Genomic DNA, 19235 nt, shown 5'->3' on the forward strand with positions numbered 1-19235 from the left:
TTATCATATTTTTATTGTCGTTTTTCTTGGGGTATTATAGTCTTGTAATTTTTAATTTTGAGACAATATCAAAAACATCCTTTTTTAAATATCCTAATTCTATTAATTTCGAAAATATAAATAAATCAATTTCTTTCTGTTTCAAAGTTCCGAAAGATGGATTTAAATATAAATCAAACAATTCTTTTAAAACTTTTTTATTGAGTTCGTTGTTATTAAGATATCTATCTAACATAAGACTTAACCTTTAAATAATATTTCAACAAAATCATTAATAAAATTACTTCACTTAAAACCAAGGCAATACTTGCTCCCATATCTTTAAATAAATACACTAAAATAAAAGATAATATAATATTACTAACTCCTGTAATAATAATAGCTCTGCTAAATTCCTTTTTATATCCCATCGTTATAAGTCCTAAAACTCCAAAATAATAATTTAACCCTCCTATCAAAATTACTATACTCATTATTTTTAAATCCAAAATAATATTTTTTTGATAACTTCCTTCTACTAGATAAACTATAAAAGAAGAAAAAATAAATGTTAAAAAAACCATCAAAAGATAAATTCCAATAATATATTTTAAATACTTATTAGTAAAATCAAAAAAATATTTTTTATTATGTGAGAATTTATTTGAAAAATATGGAAAAACAGTATTTCCTGCTATATTTTGTAATGTTTGAATAATTTTAATTATCCTCTCTGCGATAGAATAATATCCAACATATAAATTATTTGATAAAAAGCCTAAAAGCAATGTATTGAAATTTCTATAAAAATTTCCGGCAAAATTAGCTACAAATATATGCCATCCATCAATGAAATATTTTTTAAGTATTTGTAAAGACTGAAATTTAAGTTTTATTTTAAAATCTTTCATAATGATATATAAAGCAATTATACCGGCTGCTATAAATCCTAATGAATTAATTAAAGGTACTTTCCAATAATCGCTCTCGTTATGAATAAATATAAATATAGCTATTGTAAATATAACTTTTGCTAAAATATTTAAAAATGTTATATATTTCATCCTCTCTATTCCCTGAAAAAACCATTGAGGAAACATTACTTGACCTATTACCATACCAAATGTAAGTAAAAATACTACATAATGAACTTTAAATTTATTAAAACTAAAAACTAAAATTAATAATAATAAAAAAGAAACAATCATTAAAATAAATTTGATTATCATAACACTGCTAAATATTTCATTAAGTTTTTCTTTATTGTCTCTATAAATAGAAACTTCTCTTGTGGCTGTAAGATTAAATCCATAATCAGTTAATATATTAAAATAAGCAATTGTTGCCCCAGCAAATGCTAAAAGCCCGAATTTTTCCACTCCTAAAACTCTAACTAAATATGGAAATGTAATAAGAGGCAAAATATAATTTGCCCCTTGTAAAATAGCTAATGATATAAAATTTGATAATAATCTTTTGTGTTCTTCTTTTTGAAATTTTTGTTTTATTTTTTTTATCATCGCTTAAATATTTCTCCTAATACCACAAATTCAATTTTAAATATTAAATTATTATTCATTATACTTTTCTAAATACCACTTTATAGTTTTAACAATACCACTTTCAAAATTCTCATCCGCTCTCCATCCAAGCTCATTTTCTATTTTACTTGCATCAATTGCATATCTTCTATCGTGTCCTGGACGATCAGATACAAAAGTTATTAAATCTTTATATGAAGTTAATTGGTTATTTGTTATTTGTGTATTAGTACTTATCGGATATAGTTCATCTAAAATTTCACATATTTTATTTGCTATATATATATTTGTTCTCTCATTTCTTCCACCAATATTATATGTCTCTCCCGCTTTTCCTTTGTGATATGCTAAATCTATTCCTTTACAATGATCTAAAACATAAAGCCAATCTCTGATATTTTTACCATCTCCATATATTGGAATTGGATTTCCAGCAAGTGCATTTCTAATAATTGTAGGAATTAACTTTTCATCATGCTGTTTTGGTCCATAGTTATTTGAACAGTTTGTAATAACAGTATTCATCCCATATGTGTGATGATAGCTTCTTACTATCATATCTGAGCTTGCTTTACTTGCTGAGTATGGTGAATTTGGTGCATAAGGTGTCTCTTCTGTAAATAAGATATTAGAATCATCCGGCAATGTCCCATATACTTCATCAGTTGATATATGATGAAATCGTGAGTCTTTATATTCATCTTTATATTTAAAAGGAGCTTCCATCCAATAATTTTTTGCTACATCTATAAGAGTATATGTTCCATTTACATTTGTTTCTACAAATACTCCTGGATTTTTTATTGAATTATCTACATGACTCTCAGCTGCAAAATGAATAACTCCTCTTATATCATACTCTTTAAAAATATATTCAACAAGTTCTTTATTGCAGATATTTCCTTTTATAAATTTATATCTTGGATGATTTTCTACCTCTTGTAAATTTTCCAAATCTCCTGCATAAGTTAGCACATCTAAATTTATTATATTATACTCTTGATACTTTTCTAAGAAATACGGAATAAAATTACTCCCTATAAATCCTGCTCCGCCGGTAATTAAAATAGTTTTGAGTTTTGAGTTTTGAGTTTTGAATTTATTTGACATTTTGTTCCTTTTTAAGGTTTTCTTGGGATGTTTTTACAATAGAAGTTAATATTTTTATAATTTCCTCAATATCATTTTGTAATGTAATAACATGATTTTCTGTTTTTGAAAGATAATCCGTTGCAATTAATAAATTGATCCAATATTTTGTTTCTCTTGCTTCTTTATTTGCTATTGCCATTTTTGAAATAAAATCTTTTTTACTTTGTGCTGATATTGCTTCATTGACATTTGATCCAATTGAAGTTCCACAACGAAGTAATTGTTTAGATATAGTATATTCTTTATAATTACTACACAAAAAATTATAAAGTTTTGCAATTCTAACTGCAAAATCAAAACTTTTTTTGTATATAGTATTTTCATTCATAACTCATACCTCAAAACTCAACATTTTTTTTAAACTTTCTCTCCAATAAGGAATTTCAATATTAAATTCTTTTTTTATTTTGTTTTTATTAAGCACTGAGTAATAAGGTCTTTTTGCCGGTGTAGGATAATCTTTTGTTTCAATTGGATTTATTTTTATATCAATACTCTTTATATCAAATATAGCCTTTGCAAAATCATACCAACTGCATATACCTTCGTTGCTAAAATGAAAAATTTCTGCTTTAAAATTATTTAATTTTTCATAATTTTTATCAATTATTTCTAAAATAGCTTTTGCTAAATCTCTTGCATAAGTAGGAGTTCCTACCTGGTCAAATACTACATTAAGTTCACTTCTGTCTTTTAATCTCAGCATTGTTTTTACAAAATTGTGTCCAAAAGTACTATAAACCCAAGATGTTCTTATTATAATACCTCTTGCACCACTATTTATAAAAGCCTCTTCACCTTTTAATTTTGTAAGTCCATAAATTCCCTGAGGATTTGTTTTATAATCCTCTTTATATGGTTTATAATTTTTTCCATCAAATACATAATCAGTAGAAATATGTATTAAAGTAATATCATTTTCTTTTGAAATATTAGCTAAATATTTAACTGCTTGATGATTAATCAAATCAGAAAGTTCTTTTTCCTCTTCTGCTTTATCTACTGCTGTGTATGCAGCACAGTTAATAATTAAATCAATATCTTTTTCTTTTACAAATTTTTCAATTTCTTCTTTTTTCGTAATATCAAGTTTATCTTTATCAGTAAAGAAAAATGTTAAATGTTTGATGTTAGATGTTAAATTGTTTTTTACTAAATATTTTATTTCACTACCTAATTGACCATTTGCTCCAGTTACTAAAACATTCATTGAACATCCTCGTATAAATCAACATATTCAAAAATTTCAGCATCTTTAAGTAAAGGAGCGTTTTTATCTTTTTCTGATACAAGTATTTTATCTTTTGGAAAATTCCAATTAATATTAATATCAGGATCATCAAATCTTATATTTCTGTCATATTCAGGTGCATAATAATTATCTACTTTATAAGTAAAGATAGCTTCATCACTTGTAACTAAAAATCCATGAGCAAATCCTCTTGGTATAAAAAGCTGTTTTTTATTATCTTCACTAAGCTCTACTGCTACATATTTTCCAAATGTAGATGAGCCTTTTCTTATATCTACAGCTACATCTATTACACTTCCTTTTATTACTCTTACTAATTTACTTTGTGCAAATGGAGGTAACTGATAATGAAGTCCTCTTAAAACACCTCTTTTACTTTTAGACTCATTGTCTTGAATAAAATTTATTTTCCTAACATTTTTTTCAAATATATCTTGCCTAAAAGTTTCCATAAAATAACCTCTATTATCTCCAAAAACTTTTAGCTCTATTATTACAACATCAGGAATTTTGGTTTTTATAATTTTCATTTTTTGCCTTCTTTTGCAATTTTTAAAAGATATTGTCCATATCCAGTTTTTTTAAGAGGTGTTGCTAACTCTTTTAATTTTTCCTTATCTATCCAACCATTTAAATATGCTATCTCTTCAATACAGCCAACTTTAAGGCCTGTTCTTTTTTCTATAGCTCTTATAAAATCACTTGCATCAAGTAAACTATCATGTGTCCCTGTATCAAACCATGCATATCCTCTACCAAGCAATTCTACTTTTAATCTATCTTCTTTTAAATACATCTCATTTATAGATGTAATTTCAAGCTCTCCTCTATCACTTGGTTTTACTTTATGAGCTTTTTTTATAACATCATTTGGATAAAAATAAAGCCCTACCACTGCATAATTACTTTTTGGATTTTTTGGTTTTTCTTCTATTGAAATAACCTTCCCGTTTTCATCAAACTCTACTACTCCATATCTTTCAGGGTCATTTACATAATACCCAAAAACTGTTGCTTTATTTTCATTTTTAATATTTTCTACCGCATTTTTTAAAACTTCAGTAAGTCCATGTCCAAAAAATACATTGTCTCCTAATACTAAACATACATCATCATTACCTATAAACTCTTCTCCAATGATAAACGCTTCCGCAAGTCCCCTTGGCTCATTTTGTATTTTATACTCTATATTCAGTTCTATTTGGCTTCCATCTCCAAAAAGCATTTTATAATTATCAATATACTCCGGATTTGAAATAATTAAAATATCTTTTATTCCGCTTAACATCAATACACTTAATGGATAATAAATCATAGGCTTGTCATAAAGTGGCAGTAACTGTTTTGAAATTCCTTTTGTAATCGGATATAACCTTGTTCCACTTCCCCCTGCTAATATTATTCCTTTCATCTAATCCCTCTCATAAATATCTCTGCTATAAACTTTATCTTTAAATTTCTCTAAATCTTTTTCCATCCTGTTAGCTAAAATTATATCACATTTTTCAAGTTCGTTTAAATCATTTGTCACTTTAATTCCATCTATTTCTTTTTCAATTGCAGCTGGTTCGTAAATTATCATTTCCACAAAAGGTTTTAACATTTCCATAATATCAAATATTGCACTACTTCTGAAATTATCACTTCCGGCTTTCATAATAAGTCTATAAATTCCTACTTTTTTAGGGTTTTTGTCAAGTATCTGTTTTGCAATGTGTTCTTTTCTAAGTACATTTGATTCAACAATTGCTTCCATTAATTTTTGAGGAATATTGTCTATTGTATAATTTGCTAAAAGCTGCTTAGTATCTTTTGGAAGACAGTATCCTCCATAGCCAAAGCTTGGGTTATTATAATGCATCCCTATTCTTGGATCTAAACATACACCTTCTATTATTTCTTTAGCAATAGGTCACAGGGGTCGCATCTCAACATTTGACATTCATTTCCTCTCCATCTCTTTTGTCGTTTTTTCTACCATTCCTTGGGTTATTTTATCTTTTCTCATTTCTTTTTCAAATCTTTTTACAGTTTGAGATACAGCAGAATAATCGATATTAAACAGTTCACCAATTTCTTTCAATGATAAAGGTGTGTATTTTTTTAGAAGATATAGGGTTAATTTTCGGTAAATATTGCCTTTGATTTTTTTAAAGATTATGTTTTGTTTTATATTAAACTGAGTTGATACAGCATTAATCACACGTTCTTTTGGTAGTAAGTTTTCACCTTTTATATGACTTATTTCCCTGTTTGAACTCAATTTGGATATCTTCTCTTTTATCTTTTCTATAAATTTTTCACTACCTAAAGCTAAATTCTTATAACTTTTTTCAAGGGGATTTTTAAGATCTGCATTCTCTATAACATACTTCATATATTGTTTTTGAGCCTGTTCTTCATTATCTGAAAAATTGCTTAATATAAATGACACATCAAGTCTTTTTACGAGAGGGCTTTTTTTGCCGATATAATCTAAGAAACTTGAAAAATGATAGTTATCCGGATCATCAACCATACCAGCTCTTGCAGGATTTAGATGAATGTAGGCTGATAAAACTAATGCATAGCTATCCGCATCAACAACAATGGATTTATATCTACCCTGAAATATAGAGCCTACAAGTTTATATTTTGCCCTAAACCAGTTGGCATAAGATGTATTGAGATAATGCATGCCCTCTGAGATGTTTGCAGATGGCGTTTTTATAAACAGATGATAGTGGTTATCCATAAGGCAGTAGGCGTAACATACAAAAGAGTATTTTTCAAAGGTTTCATTCATTTTGTCTATAAAGACATATTTATCCTTATCAGAATAAAAGATATTTTCTCTTCTAATGCCTCTTGCGGTTATATGGTAGAATGCATTCTCAAAAGAAATTCTCAAAGGTCGTGCTATAACAGAGGGCAAAGTATCATAAGATTGAGTGAATGTCAAATGTTGAGATTTGACCCCCTATATTCTTTTTTGCCGTATGGGCCAAGATGATGGGTGATGAGATTATGACAACAGCTATGCTTGATAGATTACTACACCATGCCCATATTTTTACACTTGATGGTGAATCTTACAGACTATCAAATAGAAAGGAGGTTGGAACCATCTGAATGTGTGGGGATTCTATTTTCCAAAGGGGTGTGAATTCTGTTTTCTGCTAAAGCTACAATAAACTCCCCACCAAAAGGGCTTATAAATTCCCCACCCTTTTGGTAGCATGCCCTAATCTTTTTAAAAGATGGAGGGTAAATAAAATTGTTGGGGGTTTGTATGTATTACTCGGTAAAAGCACTACTGAGTATTGGGAAAAATGTCTCACAGATTGCAAGAGAGCTAAAGATTGACAGGAAAACAGTCAGAAAGATTAAGAAAAAGGTAGAAAACGGAGAGATTAAGACACCCACCATCAAAAGGAAAAGCATCCTTGATCCATACAAGGATGAAATCATTGAGTATTTAAAAAGTGGTCTCTCCGCTGTTTTAATCCACCAGAAGTTAAAAGAAAAGCATAGTCTAAATGTAAGCTATAGCTCTGTGAAACGCTACATCAGGAAGCTAAAGCCAGGTGAGCCCTTCATCCCCTTAATAAGCCCACCTGGCCAAGAAGCCCAAGTAGATTTCGGCTATGCCGGTTATTTCTAATAATAGCAGAAGAAAAAAGAAAGTAAAGTACTGGATATTCTCAATGGTTTTGTCCTATTCGAGGTACAGATACTATGAGCTTGTGGATAACCAAAGTATACCGACATTCATAAACTGCCATATCAATGCATTTGAATATTTCTCTGGTGCACCAAAGGCTATAAAGATAGACAACCTAAAAAGCGGTGTATTGCATGTTAACTTCTATGAGCCTGAAATTCAGCATGAATATGCAAGGATGCTTGAGTATTACAACTCCTCTGCTGTTGCCTGTAGGGTGAGAAAACCAAATGAGAAGGGCAAGGTAGAATCCAGCATAAAATACATAAAGAACAACTTTCTAAAAAGCATAAGAGCGGAAGGAATAGAAGACATAGACACAGTCAAAGAGAAGCTTTTATTCTGGCAGGACAACATCTGTAATGCAAAGCTACACGGCACAACAAGAAAAATACCGAAGGATGAGTTTCTCAATGTAGAAAAGGAAAAACTCAACAGATTGCCAGATAGAAGATATGAGACCTACGATATTGCAAAAAGAACTGTAAACACCTACTCCCACATCTATTACAGGTACAACTACTACTCTGTGCCTGAAAAATACATATCAGAAAAGCTCAATATTAGGTCAAATGGAAAGATAATGGAGATCTATGATTCATCGTTCAACCTAATAGCCGAGACATCCCCTAATTTTTGTGTCTCTCTCATCATACCAAATCCCTCCTCACTCTTCAACTCCCTTCCCAAACTTAGCAACAAACATCTGATTCAGTTCATATCTTTTAGCCTTAATCAGAGGATTAACATTCCAGGTTTTGTGTAATTTATCTGTTGCAATGAAAAGGGCAACATTTAGGATATCCATGGACTGGAAGAACCCTCCTTTCTTTAGCCTTTGTTTTTCAAAGGATGAATGTACAGATTCAACAGTGTTTGTTGAATTGATGTACTTTCTTATTACCTCAGGGTACTTTAAGAAGGCAAGGAGTTCTTCTTTTCTTGAGTCTAAATATTTGGTGTAGGTCTTGTATTGGTCTTTGAATCTGTCAATTATCTCTGTTTTGAAAATCTCTATCCCTTTTTCAAAGGTATCACAGGAGTATTTAATCTCCTTGAGCTTTTTGTTCACATATGAGGCATCCTCCTTTTTCATATGCTTGTATACGTTTCTTGATGCATGAACTGTGCATTTCTGAATATCCGAGTAAGGAAAGAAGGCTCTTATTGCCTCTGAGATTCCGTTGAAATCATCACAGATGAACATTAAGACCCTTTTCATTCCCCTGTTGATTAAATCCTGGAATACTTCCATCCAGGTGGATCTGTTCTCACTACCAAAGAATGAGTAATATCCAAGGAGTGTTTTTTGAGCATTTGTGTCTATCCCTACAACAGTGTAAACGACAGCTCTCTTTACCCTTTTATCCTTTTCATCCTTTACCATACAGTGATAGGCGTCTATGTATAGAAAATAGTAGTTTTCCTGAAGTTCTTTGGATTTAAATTCAAGCATCTGTGTCTTTATGTATTCAAATATCTCATCGTATGCTTTTTCACTAAAATCCAGTCCTCTCAATTTCATCTTGTGCACGATTTCCTGTTTTGAGTCTCCATTGATTAGGAAGGAGAAGATTAAATCCTCAAAGCTTTCATCATACCTTTGATATTTGGGAGGGAGAAGATGAGAGCGGAAGTTTCCGCTCCTTGTTCTTGGGACATCCAAATTCAGTTTACCAAGGCCTGTGTTTAGGCTCCTTTTGTAGGTTCCATTGCCTTTGTCTTCTGGGTTCTCAAGTAAGTACTCGTATCTTTCCTTACCCATTATCTCAATAAGTAGTCCTTCCATTAGGGTGGCCAGTTTATTCTTTCCGTATTCATCCAACTCCTTTACTACATCCATATCCATGTTTGAGATTATCTCCTTAAGCATCTTTCTGTTCATCTCTTAAAGCTCCTCCATACTTAGCCTAATTTCAGAGTTCATTAGAACAGTTCATTAAACCCCACTCCATTTTAGTAGGTTTGTGGGGGAGACACAAAAATATTTTAAGTCCCGCAACTCTACCTAACTCCTCTCTTCTTCAAAGACAAACCACTAAAGAGATTATTCGGAAGGGATGTTGACTTCCCTTGGTTCAACGATGATGCACTTGGTAGAACATTAGATAAGCTCTTTGAATACGGCGTAAGTGAACTGTATGAAAAGATAGCAAGCAGGGCACTCAAAATACTGAACCTTACACCCTCTACCATACACTTAGACAGCGCAAGCTTTCATCTTGACGGTAAGTATCCAAACCAAAAGACGAAAGAAGAAAAAGAAAAAGAAAAAGGAAAAGTAAAAGAAAGAAATGGAAAAGAAGAAAAGGGAAATAACAGTGAAGGAAAATGGGGAAAAGGAGGAAAAGAAGAAGAGTATGAGCCAACCCCAGTCTTTATCACCCAGGGATACAGCAGAGACCACCATCCAGAGCTCAATCAGGTGGTTTTAAATCTTATAGTAGAACACAAAGCAGGCATTCCCATATGGATGAAGCCTGCAGATGGTAATCAAGTAGATACACAGGCATTTGCCAATATAGTAAAGGAGCATATTAACTCTTTAAAGAATGCTAATAATACAAAGACAAAGGTGATAGCCGATGCAGCCCTCTTTAGTTCTAAAACAATGGAAGAGTTTAAGAAAAACAACATGCTTTTCATCTCAAGGGTTCCATCGAAACTAAAACAGGCAAAAGAGATACTCAAAAACCACAATGAAGAGGAATTTATTCAGCTTGATGAGAACTATCAGGCTATCCAGTACACAGTAGATTATGAAGGAATGAAACAACAGTGGGTTTTATACAAAAGCAGTTATGCTAAATCAAGAGGGGACAAAACGATAAAGAAAGAGTATCAAGAAAAAGAAAAACAGGAAACAAAACTCATTGAGAAATTACAAAAGAGAGCATTTTTCTGTGAAGCTGATGCAAGAAAAGCATTTGAAGAAAAAACAAAGAAGTTAGAATGCATAATGATATCAGAGGCTAAACTCATATCAAAGCCCAAATACAAAACAAGAGGACGACCAAAACCAAATGCTAAACCAGACCACTATGAATACTACTGGATTATAGAGACCAAGCCAAATGAAGAATACCTAAAACAAAAACAGAACCAAAAGAGTGGCCTTTTTATCCTTGCAACCAATGATATGACACTGTCTGCCAAGGAACTGCTTGATGAGTATAAATCTCAACAGAGAATAGAAAGGGGCTTTAGGTTCTTAAAATCACCAGAGTTTTTAAGCGATGCCATGTTTCTAAAGAACCCAAAACGCATTGAAGCAATGCTTATGATAATGACACTCTCTTTGCTTGTCTATTCTGCCTTGGAATACAGAATAAGAAGTGAGCTTAAAAATCAAAACAAATCCTTTCCCAATCAACTTGGCAAACCCATTCAGAATCCCACTGCAAGATGGGTGTTTGAGAACTTCTTTGCTATACATCTACTCTTACTTAATGGGCAAGAGCAGATTGTTGGGTTGGAAAACAAGCATAGGCTGATATTGGAACTATTGGGTAGTAATTATATGGGGTTTTATGGTATAAATGGAGAAAGAGGTGCGGAATGAGGGATAATCTTAATAACTATCAATTACCATTAATAACATTCACTCTAAATCAAAATTTTTTTAAAATTAGTATTCTATTTTTTCTTTTTTATAGTATGTTTAAATTTTAATACTGCAAAATTAAGTTCAATAGTCGTTTCAGTTTCATTTGTTTGTAATTCATCATCTATAATTTCAGATATAATTTCTCCAGATTTCTTAACAAGTTCTCTCTGTTTTTGCTTGTCTGTTATTGTAGAAAGAGCTTTTATATTTCTGGTTAAGTTTCTTATTTTGGTAAAAGTTTCAATTATGGCAATTGTAGCTTCTGTCGCTCTTTTGCTTTTTAAAATAGTTGCAAGCATATAAAGCCCTTTTTCGGTAAAAGCTTTAGGGACATAAGGGGAAAACTTCAATTGAAAAAGGTGGTCGAAATTTTCGACCACATACTTCTTTTCTTCTTCCGTAAGTTCTATAATATATCCTTTAGGAAATTTTTCGGGATTATTTTTTACAGCTTCGTTAACTCTCTTAGTCTCTACTCCATAAATTTTAGCAACATCGCTATCAAGTAAGACCTTCTGCCCTCTAATTTCAATAATTAAATCTTCAAATTCTTCCATTTTGATAATTTTCATAATCTGTCTCCAGTATCTTTGTAAGCTGTATACAACTATCAACTAACCTGTAAGTAACCATAACTAACAACAAATAAACCCAATAACTTTGAATTACAATAAATTACCCTTCACTGTTCACCATTCACAGTTCACCATTCACTGCCATCAATCTCCTCTATCGCTTTACATTCCCATTCTGGAAAATGCTCACGTATGAATTTGTTCAAAGCTATTTCTGCTTCTGTGTATACTCTCTTTTTCTTTCTTTTTGTTGCTTCCCCTACAATCATTCCAGCTGCAGATGTAAAATTAGTTATCTTATCCACAAGTATAAATGCACCAGTCGTCCTATTCTCTTCATACAAATCAAAAGCAATTTTTTCAGCCAAATCAATTTGGACTCTTGCTATGTCATTTAATTCTAAAGTATTTGCTTCAACCTTTTCCCATGTATTTACATCTTTTTTAAATAAAATTCTACTCACAACAGCATTAGTTTCTTTTGCATATATTTTCAAAATATATTCTCTATTTTTTAATGGTTCCTCATCCATCCATACTAAAAATGCTTCAAAACTATCATTAAATATAGGCTGCTTTTCACCCTTTTTAACTATTAAATCTCCTCGGCTGATGTCAAGCTCGTCCTCTGTTTGGAGAGTGATAGACATTGGAGAATATGCTAATTTTGAATTTTGAATTTTGAATTTTGGATTATTGTTTTCGGAGGGTGTTGGGTGTTGGGTGTTGGGTGTTGGGTTGTTTTCACTTACACTTACACCTCCACTTCCACCTTCACCTACACACACACACTTTCACGATATTCCGGTGGGACGATAGCTCTAACTTTTGTTATCATGCGGGATGGGAAGATAACGATTTCATCACCAACCTTTATTTCTCCACTTGCAATGGTTCCGCAATAACCTCTGAAATCAAGATGAGGACGATTGATATACTGTACAGGATATCTGAAATTTTGGATTTTGGATTTTGGATTTTGGATTTCTATTGTATCTAAATACTCAAGTAAAGTTTTCCCGGTATACCAGGGCATTTTTTGAGATTTTTTAGCAACATTATCGCCCTTTAATGCACTTATTGGAATAAAATATAATTCAGCATTAAAATTTTTGTATGGTAGCGAATATCTCAATTGTTCAAACATTATCTTATAATCATTTACTATTTTATTATAAACATCCTCAGAATAATCTACTAAATCCATCTTATTAATTGCCACAACGATATTTTTAATACCCATTAACGTTACAATAAATGAATGTCTTCTTGTCTGTGTTAAAACTCCATTTCTTGCATCTATTAAAATAATCGCGAGTTCGGCATTAGAAGCTCCAGTGGCCATATTTCTCGTATATTGTTCATGGCCGGGGGTATCTGCAATAATGAACTTCCTCTTTTCTGTCAAAAAATACCTGTAAGCTACATCAATGGTTATCCCCTGCTCCCTTTCTGCCTGAAGACCATCAACTAACAAAGAAAAATCTATCTCATCTTCTGTCCGCTTGTATTTTGCCTCTGCCTTCAAAGCCATAAGATGGTCTTCAAAAACCATCTTAGTTTCATAAAGAAGACGGCCTATAAGCGTACTTTTCCCATCGTCAACACTACCGCAGGTGATGAAACGGAGAAGCTCCTTGTCTTCATGCTGTTTCAAATATCCTAAAATATCAGATTCTATTAAAGATTTTGGATTTTGGATTTTGGATTTTGGATTAACTTCTGACTGCAATTTTGAATTTTGGATGTTAGATTTTGGATTATTCACTTCTGTTCTCCATTAATGTTTTTAATTATTTTTGTTAAAATATTAATAATTGAATTTATTTCTCTAAACAATAAATCTTTGCTTGAATAGTTTTCAATATAACCTGAATCATTTAAAAGTCTTAACCAATAAAATGTTTCTCTTGCTTCTTTACTTGCAATACTTAACTTAGATAAAAAATCTTTTTTTGATTGAGCAGCTTGAGCCTCTTTAACATTTGCTCCTATTGATGTCCCGCTTCTTAAAATCTGTTTTGATAATACAAATTCCTTCTTTTCAAAGTTTAAAAATTTATATAGTTCTATAATTTTTAATGCGAAATTATAAGTTTTTTCTTTAATTAAATTCTCTTCTTTCACTTTTTAATCCAAAATCTATAATCCAAAATTCATAATTCATCATATATAATTCATCATTCAAAATTCAAAATCCAAAATTTTTTAAAAATAGCCTTCTATTTTTTTCCGTTCCATGCTTCCCACTTGATCGAAGTCGATGAGTCTTCCCTGACGTTCTGAGTATTTTGTAAGGAGCATCTCCTGTATAATTTCCGGCAAAGTAGTAGCTTTTGATTCTACCGCCCCGGTAAGCGGATAACAACCCAATGTCCTAAATCTCACCCATTTCATCTGTGCTTTTTTTCTTAATTCTTCTGGCATTCTATCATCATCTACTAAAATCAACGCACCTTCATATTCTACAACAGGTCTTTCCTTCGCAAAGTATAAAGGAACTACAGGAATATTCTCCAAATATATGTAAAGCCACACATCAAGCTCTGTCCAATTTGACAATGGAAATACCCGTATGCTCTCACCTTTGTTTTTCCTTAAATTATATACATTCCAGAGCTCTGGTCTTTGATTTTTTGGATCCCATCTGTGATTTTTATCTCTAAAAGAGAATACCCTTTCTTTAGCTCTTGATTTTTCTTCATCCCTTCTTGCCCCGCCAAAAATCACATCAAATTTATACTTATTCAAAGCCTTTTTTAAAGCTTCTGTTTTCATAATATCTGTATGAACTTTACTTCCATGTGTAAACGGATTTATCCCCCTTTGAACCCCCTCCTCATTAACATACACTATTAATTCTAATCCCAACTCTTTTGCTCTCTTATCTCTAAACTCAATCATATCTCTGAATTTCCAGGTGGTATCCACATGCATAATTGGAAAAGGTGGCTTTGCAGGATAAAATGCCTTCATAGCCAAATGTAACATCACTGAAGAATCTTTCCCTATTGAATAGAGCATTACAGGGTTTTCTGCCTCTGCAACCGCTTCGCGGATGATGTGGATGCTTTCGTATTCTAAGAGTTTTAGATGGGTTAATATGTGTTGGGTGTTGGTGTTATTTTTTTTCATTGTCCATCCTATGTTTTATTAATGATTTTATCATTTTTGAAAGCCTTTCTAATTCATCAATTATAGGTTTAATCTCTTTATCTGACAAATAACCCCTCATTCCGCACCTCTTTCTCCATTTATACCATAAAACCCCATATAATTACTACCCAATAGTTCCAATAATACTATAGAGAAAAATAATACCTATAATTACATCATAAAAATTTAATTTAAAAGTTAAATTTGTCCAACTTCCACCTGCAATAGCAGAGAAAAATATAAGTTTTGTTTTCAAAATATCGACTTTAATTTTGACTTTTTCATTCATTATTTTCCTTCTGTCAAAAACACTTATATAAAATTATATCATAAACTGATATTGCATAGAAAGCTAGTAAATAACATATTTTAGCTATTAGTAGTCAGGGCTTTACTTTTTTACTGAAAATAGAATTGAGTGTTGAGTGCTAATGACAGTTGACGGGGTCAGGGCTTTACTTTTCCAGATTTATTAAAGACCCACTCCCTTTTTCACACTTCGTAGGTGTGCAAATTGGTTCTTTGCAAATCCAATTCCATTATCCTTTACATCTCAATAATCTTATGATATATTTTTTCGGCACCTTTTATCACACCTACGAAGTGTGAAGATTGGGAGGCGAAAAAATGAATGATAGAAAACGAGTTTTTGCGGTTGGCAGTTTTTATCATGTTTTCACAAAAAGTATAGCTGGATACCATATATTCAGATCTGATGATGATTATGAGCGAATGGTAGAGATAATGCAGTATTATGTTTATGAAAACTTACCAATAAGATTTTCATTTTATAAAAGACTTAAAAAAGATAAACATTTAAAAAACACTGTTGATTTTGACAAACTTAATAAATTAGTCGACATTGTTGCCTACTGCTTAATGCCAACGCATATTCACTTTTTGTTGACACCGTTAAAAGAAAATAGCATATCTATATATATGAAAAACCTGTTAAATAGCTACACCCGATATTTTAACACAAAGGCTAAACGAAATGGGCCGTTGTGGCAAAGTAGGTTTAAGGATGTTTTAGTTGAAAGTGACGAGCAGCTTATTCATTTAACAAGGTATATCCATCTAAATCCAACATCAAGCGGACTTGTTGAAAAACCTGAGGATTGGAAATACTCATCCTATAGAGAATATCTTGGGATTTGTGATAGATCTTTGTGTAATTTTTCTAAATATTTAGATATAAACACTAAAGATTATAAAGCTTTTGTGGAAAACCGCATAGATTATCAAAAAGAATTATCAGTTATAAAACATCTTGTATTAGAATAGTTAATTTTTCTTCTCATCTACCTAAGAGGTGGATAATGTTTAAGCTACAATAAATTCCCTACCAAAAAGGAGCGTCTGCAATAGTAAAACACCTTTCTGCACACCTACGAGGTGTGAAAGAAGGAATAATTTTATTGACTTTATATAGCTTTTTTGATAATAGTCGCTCAAGTTATTAAAAACAATATTGGCAGGAGGAGGTAATGTTATGTTAAGGGTTCTTTCTATCCGTATTCTTTCTTTTTTGTTTGTAGTCTCTTTGTTAAACGTTTCTTCTATCTATGCGGCAAACTCAAAAACGGCAAAACTTGATATCAATAAAGCAACAGTTGAAGAGTTGCTTAAGGTGAAAGGTATAGGAAAATCAAAAGCAGAGGCTATAGTGAAGTTTGTGAAAAAAGAACGGATTAAAACAATGGATGAGCTTCTAAAGGTTAAAGGTATAGGTAAAAAAACCTTGAAGAATATAGAGGAAATGTTCGAGGTAAAAACTGAAAGTTCAAAACCCTCAGAGAAAAAAGAGTAGGTAAAATTAAACTGAAGGATGTAATAAGAGCGAACTTGCAATTAAAAGTTCGCTCTTTTTTGTCTTGTGCCCGTTTTAAACCTGCGAGGTGTAAAGTTAAAAATCTTGGGTGTCAGCAAACTTCTTCCACTTCGTAGGTGTGAAAGAAAGTCAGCAAATTGCTTCAACTATATTCCCAGAATTACTAAACGAAAATAAAAAGCTCGGAATACCCACTCCTATTGGTATAGGTAACAAAATACTTTATTATGCCTGATGGCAAAATTTTAACTCTTCACCCCTCTATCTTCCATTTTTTGTATCTTTTAAACTAAACGGCAATTTTTTCCACACAAGCGCGTGGTAAGTCATGTTGTATGAAATTATAAACAGCAGGATTATTATCATCGACAACGATGTGCGGTATTTTGTGAAATAGGATAAAATTTCAAATGGTAAAACAAAAATCAAAACAAAAAGCGATGTCAAGGGGCTTGATTTGGTAAGTGATCTGTAAACCACAGAATGAAAATGCATTTTATCAGGAAACAGTGGGGATACGCCTTTCAAAACTTTTCTTCTATAAAACGAAAACAGCACCTCCCAAACCGGATATATCATAACAGCCAAACAGAACCAGGGAGAAATCAGGGGGTGTCTTGAGACCAAAAACACAGACAACTCAGCTAGCATAAAACCCAAAAAATAAGCACCGCCATCGCCCAAAAATATCTTTCCAAACGGGAAATTTAGAATAAAAAAGCCAAGCGTTGAAAAAAATAGCAATAATGATATTTCAAATAAAACCTTATCGTGAAGTTGATAGGAAACAACTGCAAAAACTGTTAAGGCAATTAGAGAAAAACCACTCGCAAGACCATTAAAGCCATCGATTATGTTTATAGAATTTGTAACACCCGCAACAGCAAATATTGTGAATACAAAAGCAACTGCATAAGGCAAATGATTTAAAAACACAAAACCCAAGCTTTTAAGAAGGACACCTGTAAATAAAATAACAAGAAAACCCGATGAAAAAGCCAATATCAATCGTATCTTTGGATTAACCTTAACGGATGAATCCTCCAAAAATCCACCAATAACAACAGGAAGGCTTGCTAAAAACAACTTTAAAGCTAAAGCATTTGCAAAGAACAAAGAACCCACTAAAAAAGCTAAAAATATGCCGATTCCGCCTATTCTTGGTGTATCATCTTTATGGAATCTTTGAGGTTTATCCTCCTTTGCTTTATCTAAAAACAATCCTTTTTGTCTTGCCAGATAAATAAAAAACAAACAACTAACAAGAGATGTATAAAAAACAACTATAGAGACAATTACAAGGGGACTCATGCGGAAATTTTAACCATTTATATTATCTATGTCAAAGATTGATTGACAAACATTTTAAAAAGAAATAAAAATTTACCGGAGGTTAAATTATGAAAATCTTAATCACTGGCGGTGCGGGTTATATTGGAAGCCATGTGGCAAAGCATATACTCAAAGAGACGGATTTTAACCTAACAATAATAGACAATCTATCCACCGGTTTTATAGAGACAATAGAAACCCTAAAAACTATCAGGGCGTTTGAGTTTGTGAATTTGGATTTATCGGATTGGAATGACTTAAAAAAATTATTTGAAACACATGAATTTAATGCTGTTATACACTTTGCGGCAAGTCTTATTGTGCCAGAGAGTGTTGAAAATCCACTTAAATATTACCTAAACAACACATCCAACGGAACATACCTGATAAAATGCTGCATAGACCACAATGTTAATTATTTTATATTCTCATCAACAGCAGCTGTATATGGCGAGCCAAAATTAACAACCAACGATAAAATCAAAGAAACCCATCCAACAAACCCGATAAACCCATACGGCCAAAGTAAGTTGTTCATAGAAAAGATATTAAAAGATACAGCAAAAGCCCATAATGGCTTTAAATATGTAGCTTTAAGGTATTTTAATGTTGCAGGGGCTGATAAAGGGGGTTTGATAGGTCAAAGCACAAAAAACGCCACACACCTAATAAAAGTGGCAGCCCAAACAGCTTTAGGCAAAAGGGATAAAATGTATATATTCGGTGATGATTATCCTACACCGGATGGCACATGTATCAGGGATTATATCGATGTGGATGATTTGGCTTTAGCCCACATAAAAGCCTTAAAATACATACCCAAAAACGAAAGCGGTGTGTTTAATTGTGGTTATGGTAAGGGCTTTTCCGTCAAAGAAGTGATACAAACAATGAAAGAGGTAAGCGGCAACGATTTTGAGGTTGAAATAACAGACAGAAGAAAAGGGGATCCTGCGATTCTTGTTGCCGATAACACAAAAATCGTAAACTCAATGGGCTGGAGCCCAAAATACAACAACCTAAAACTCATATGTAAAACAGCCTTAGAGTGGGAGAGAAAGATTAAATAAATAACACCTTTTATAAATCACCTCAGAGCTATAATTG

The 19235-nt window shown here is 31.9% G+C and carries 20 protein-coding genes and 4 pseudogenes; 7 read left to right on the forward strand and 17 right to left on the reverse strand.

What is annotated here, in order from left to right; translation table 11 throughout:
* Positions 1-34 precede the first annotated feature (34 nt).
* The 9 genes and pseudogenes from HIPMA_RS08790 to HIPMA_RS08830 all read right to left on the reverse strand — a co-directional run bounded on the left by HIPMA_RS08790 (position 35) and on the right by HIPMA_RS08830 (position 6814).
* On the reverse strand, positions 35-235 hold the full coding sequence (locus HIPMA_RS08790) for a hypothetical protein (protein WP_013682666.1): 201 nt from the start codon (positions 233-235) through the stop codon (positions 35-37).
* Positions 225-1499, reverse strand: a complete 1275-nt coding sequence (locus HIPMA_RS08795; RefSeq protein ID WP_013682667.1) for a flippase — start codon at positions 1497-1499, stop codon at positions 225-227. The genes HIPMA_RS08790 and HIPMA_RS08795 overlap by 11 nt, the downstream gene beginning before the upstream one ends.
* Positions 1500-1550: 51 nt before the next feature.
* Complete coding sequence (rfbB, locus tag HIPMA_RS08800; RefSeq protein ID WP_013682668.1) at positions 1551-2630, reverse strand: dTDP-glucose 4,6-dehydratase; 1080 nt, start codon at positions 2628-2630, stop codon at positions 1551-1553.
* Positions 2620-3000 (reverse strand): four helix bundle protein, encoded by a 381-nt coding sequence (locus HIPMA_RS08805; protein WP_013682669.1) that lies wholly within the window; start codon positions 2998-3000, stop codon positions 2620-2622. Before HIPMA_RS08805 ends, rfbB begins: the two co-directional genes overlap by 11 nt.
* Before the next feature lie 3 nt (positions 3001-3003).
* Positions 3004-3882, reverse strand: coding sequence for a dTDP-4-dehydrorhamnose reductase (gene rfbD, locus HIPMA_RS08810; protein WP_013682670.1), 879 nt, complete (start codon positions 3880-3882; stop codon positions 3004-3006).
* Positions 3879-4454 carry a dTDP-4-dehydrorhamnose 3,5-epimerase gene (gene rfbC / locus HIPMA_RS08815; protein ID WP_013682671.1) on the reverse strand — a complete coding sequence of 192 codons (576 nt, stop codon included), beginning with the start codon at positions 4452-4454 and terminating at the stop codon, positions 3879-3881. Before rfbC ends, rfbD begins: the two co-directional genes overlap by 4 nt.
* Entirely contained in the window at positions 4451-5335 is an 885-nt protein-coding gene (rfbA, locus tag HIPMA_RS08820; RefSeq protein WP_013682672.1) for a glucose-1-phosphate thymidylyltransferase RfbA, read from the reverse strand. The genes rfbC and rfbA overlap by 4 nt, the downstream gene beginning before the upstream one ends.
* Positions 5336-5827 (reverse strand): annotated as a pseudogene (locus tag HIPMA_RS08825) (UDP binding domain-containing protein); the annotation flags it as partial. It abuts the gene before it with no gap.
* A gap of 39 nt (positions 5828-5866) precedes the next feature.
* The gene (locus tag HIPMA_RS08830) at positions 5867-6814 is read right to left on the reverse strand and encodes a transposase (RefSeq protein ID WP_169309457.1); all 948 of its coding nucleotides are present in this window, start codon (positions 6812-6814) and stop codon (positions 5867-5869) included.
* Between the two features lie 80 nt (positions 6815-6894).
* Here HIPMA_RS08830 and HIPMA_RS09465 point away from each other — a divergent pair.
* The 3 genes and pseudogenes from HIPMA_RS09465 to HIPMA_RS09325 all read left to right on the forward strand — a co-directional run.
* A pseudogene (locus HIPMA_RS09465) lies at positions 6895-7035 on the forward strand (ATP-binding protein); the annotation flags it as partial.
* A gap of 160 nt (positions 7036-7195) precedes the next feature.
* Entirely contained in the window at positions 7196-7567 is a 372-nt protein-coding gene (locus HIPMA_RS09320) for a helix-turn-helix domain-containing protein (RefSeq protein WP_052297342.1), read from the forward strand.
* Positions 7551-8393, forward strand: coding sequence for a Mu transposase domain-containing protein (locus HIPMA_RS09325; protein WP_052297348.1), 843 nt, complete (start codon positions 7551-7553; stop codon positions 8391-8393). The genes HIPMA_RS09320 and HIPMA_RS09325 overlap by 17 nt, the downstream gene beginning before the upstream one ends.
* Here the strand turns inward: HIPMA_RS09325 and HIPMA_RS08840 are convergent.
* Complete coding sequence (locus HIPMA_RS08840) at positions 8295-9512, reverse strand: IS256 family transposase (RefSeq protein ID WP_013681092.1); 1218 nt, start codon at positions 9510-9512, stop codon at positions 8295-8297. The two genes, HIPMA_RS09325 and HIPMA_RS08840, sit on opposite strands and share 99 nt — an antisense overlap.
* 114 nt (positions 9513-9626) lie before the next feature.
* Between HIPMA_RS08840 and HIPMA_RS08845 the strand changes: the two are divergent.
* Positions 9627-11189 (forward strand): annotated as a pseudogene (locus HIPMA_RS08845) (IS1634 family transposase); the annotation flags it as partial.
* Positions 11190-11263: 74 nt separating this feature from the next.
* Here HIPMA_RS08845 and HIPMA_RS08850 read toward each other — a convergent pair.
* The 6 genes and pseudogenes from HIPMA_RS08850 to HIPMA_RS09590 all read right to left on the reverse strand — a co-directional run bounded on the left by HIPMA_RS08850 (position 11264) and on the right by HIPMA_RS09590 (position 15254).
* Complete coding sequence (locus HIPMA_RS08850) at positions 11264-11806, reverse strand: ORF6N domain-containing protein (protein WP_013682673.1); 543 nt, start codon at positions 11804-11806, stop codon at positions 11264-11266.
* Positions 11807-11937: 131 nt separating this feature from the next.
* Entirely contained in the window at positions 11938-12597 is a 660-nt protein-coding gene (locus HIPMA_RS08855; RefSeq protein WP_041324081.1) for an elongation factor 1-alpha C-terminal domain-related protein, read from the reverse strand.
* Positions 12598-12620: 23 nt separating this feature from the next.
* A pseudogene (locus HIPMA_RS08860) lies at positions 12621-13511 on the reverse strand (sulfate adenylyltransferase subunit 1); the annotation flags it as partial.
* A 62-nt stretch (positions 13512-13573) separates the two neighbouring features.
* A complete protein-coding gene (locus HIPMA_RS08865) occupies positions 13574-13936 on the reverse strand; it encodes a four helix bundle protein (protein ID WP_013682674.1) in 363 nt (120 codons plus the stop codon).
* An 81-nt stretch (positions 13937-14017) separates the two neighbouring features.
* Positions 14018-14944, reverse strand: a complete 927-nt coding sequence (gene cysD / locus HIPMA_RS08870; protein WP_013682675.1) for a sulfate adenylyltransferase subunit CysD — start codon at positions 14942-14944, stop codon at positions 14018-14020.
* A gap of 145 nt (positions 14945-15089) precedes the next feature.
* Positions 15090-15254 (reverse strand): hypothetical protein, encoded by a 165-nt coding sequence (locus HIPMA_RS09590; protein ID WP_013682677.1) that lies wholly within the window; start codon positions 15252-15254, stop codon positions 15090-15092.
* Between the two features lie 338 nt (positions 15255-15592).
* Between HIPMA_RS09590 and HIPMA_RS08875 the strand changes: the two genes are divergently transcribed.
* The gene (locus HIPMA_RS08875) at positions 15593-16249 is read left to right on the forward strand and encodes a transposase (RefSeq protein ID WP_013682678.1); all 657 of its coding nucleotides are present in this window, start codon (positions 15593-15595) and stop codon (positions 16247-16249) included.
* Positions 16250-16457: 208 nt separating this feature from the next.
* Positions 16458-16775, forward strand: a complete 318-nt coding sequence (locus tag HIPMA_RS08880) for a ComEA family DNA-binding protein (protein ID WP_013682679.1) — start codon at positions 16458-16460, stop codon at positions 16773-16775.
* A 282-nt stretch (positions 16776-17057) separates the two neighbouring features.
* Here the strand turns inward: HIPMA_RS08880 and HIPMA_RS08885 are convergent, their stop codons facing one another.
* Positions 17058-18107 (reverse strand): glycosyltransferase family 4 protein, encoded by a 1050-nt coding sequence (locus HIPMA_RS08885; RefSeq protein ID WP_013682680.1) that lies wholly within the window; start codon positions 18105-18107, stop codon positions 17058-17060.
* Positions 18108-18196: 89 nt separating this feature from the next.
* Here HIPMA_RS08885 and galE point away from each other — a divergent pair, with 89 nt between their 5' ends.
* The gene (galE, locus tag HIPMA_RS08890; RefSeq protein ID WP_013682681.1) at positions 18197-19198 is read left to right on the forward strand and encodes a UDP-glucose 4-epimerase GalE; all 1002 of its coding nucleotides are present in this window, start codon (positions 18197-18199) and stop codon (positions 19196-19198) included.
* Positions 19199-19235: the final 37 nt, after the last annotated feature.

Source organism: Hippea maritima DSM 10411 (genome assembly GCF_000194135.1).
GTDB classification, from domain to species: Bacteria; Campylobacterota_A; Desulfurellia; order Desulfurellales; family Hippeaceae; genus Hippea; species Hippea maritima.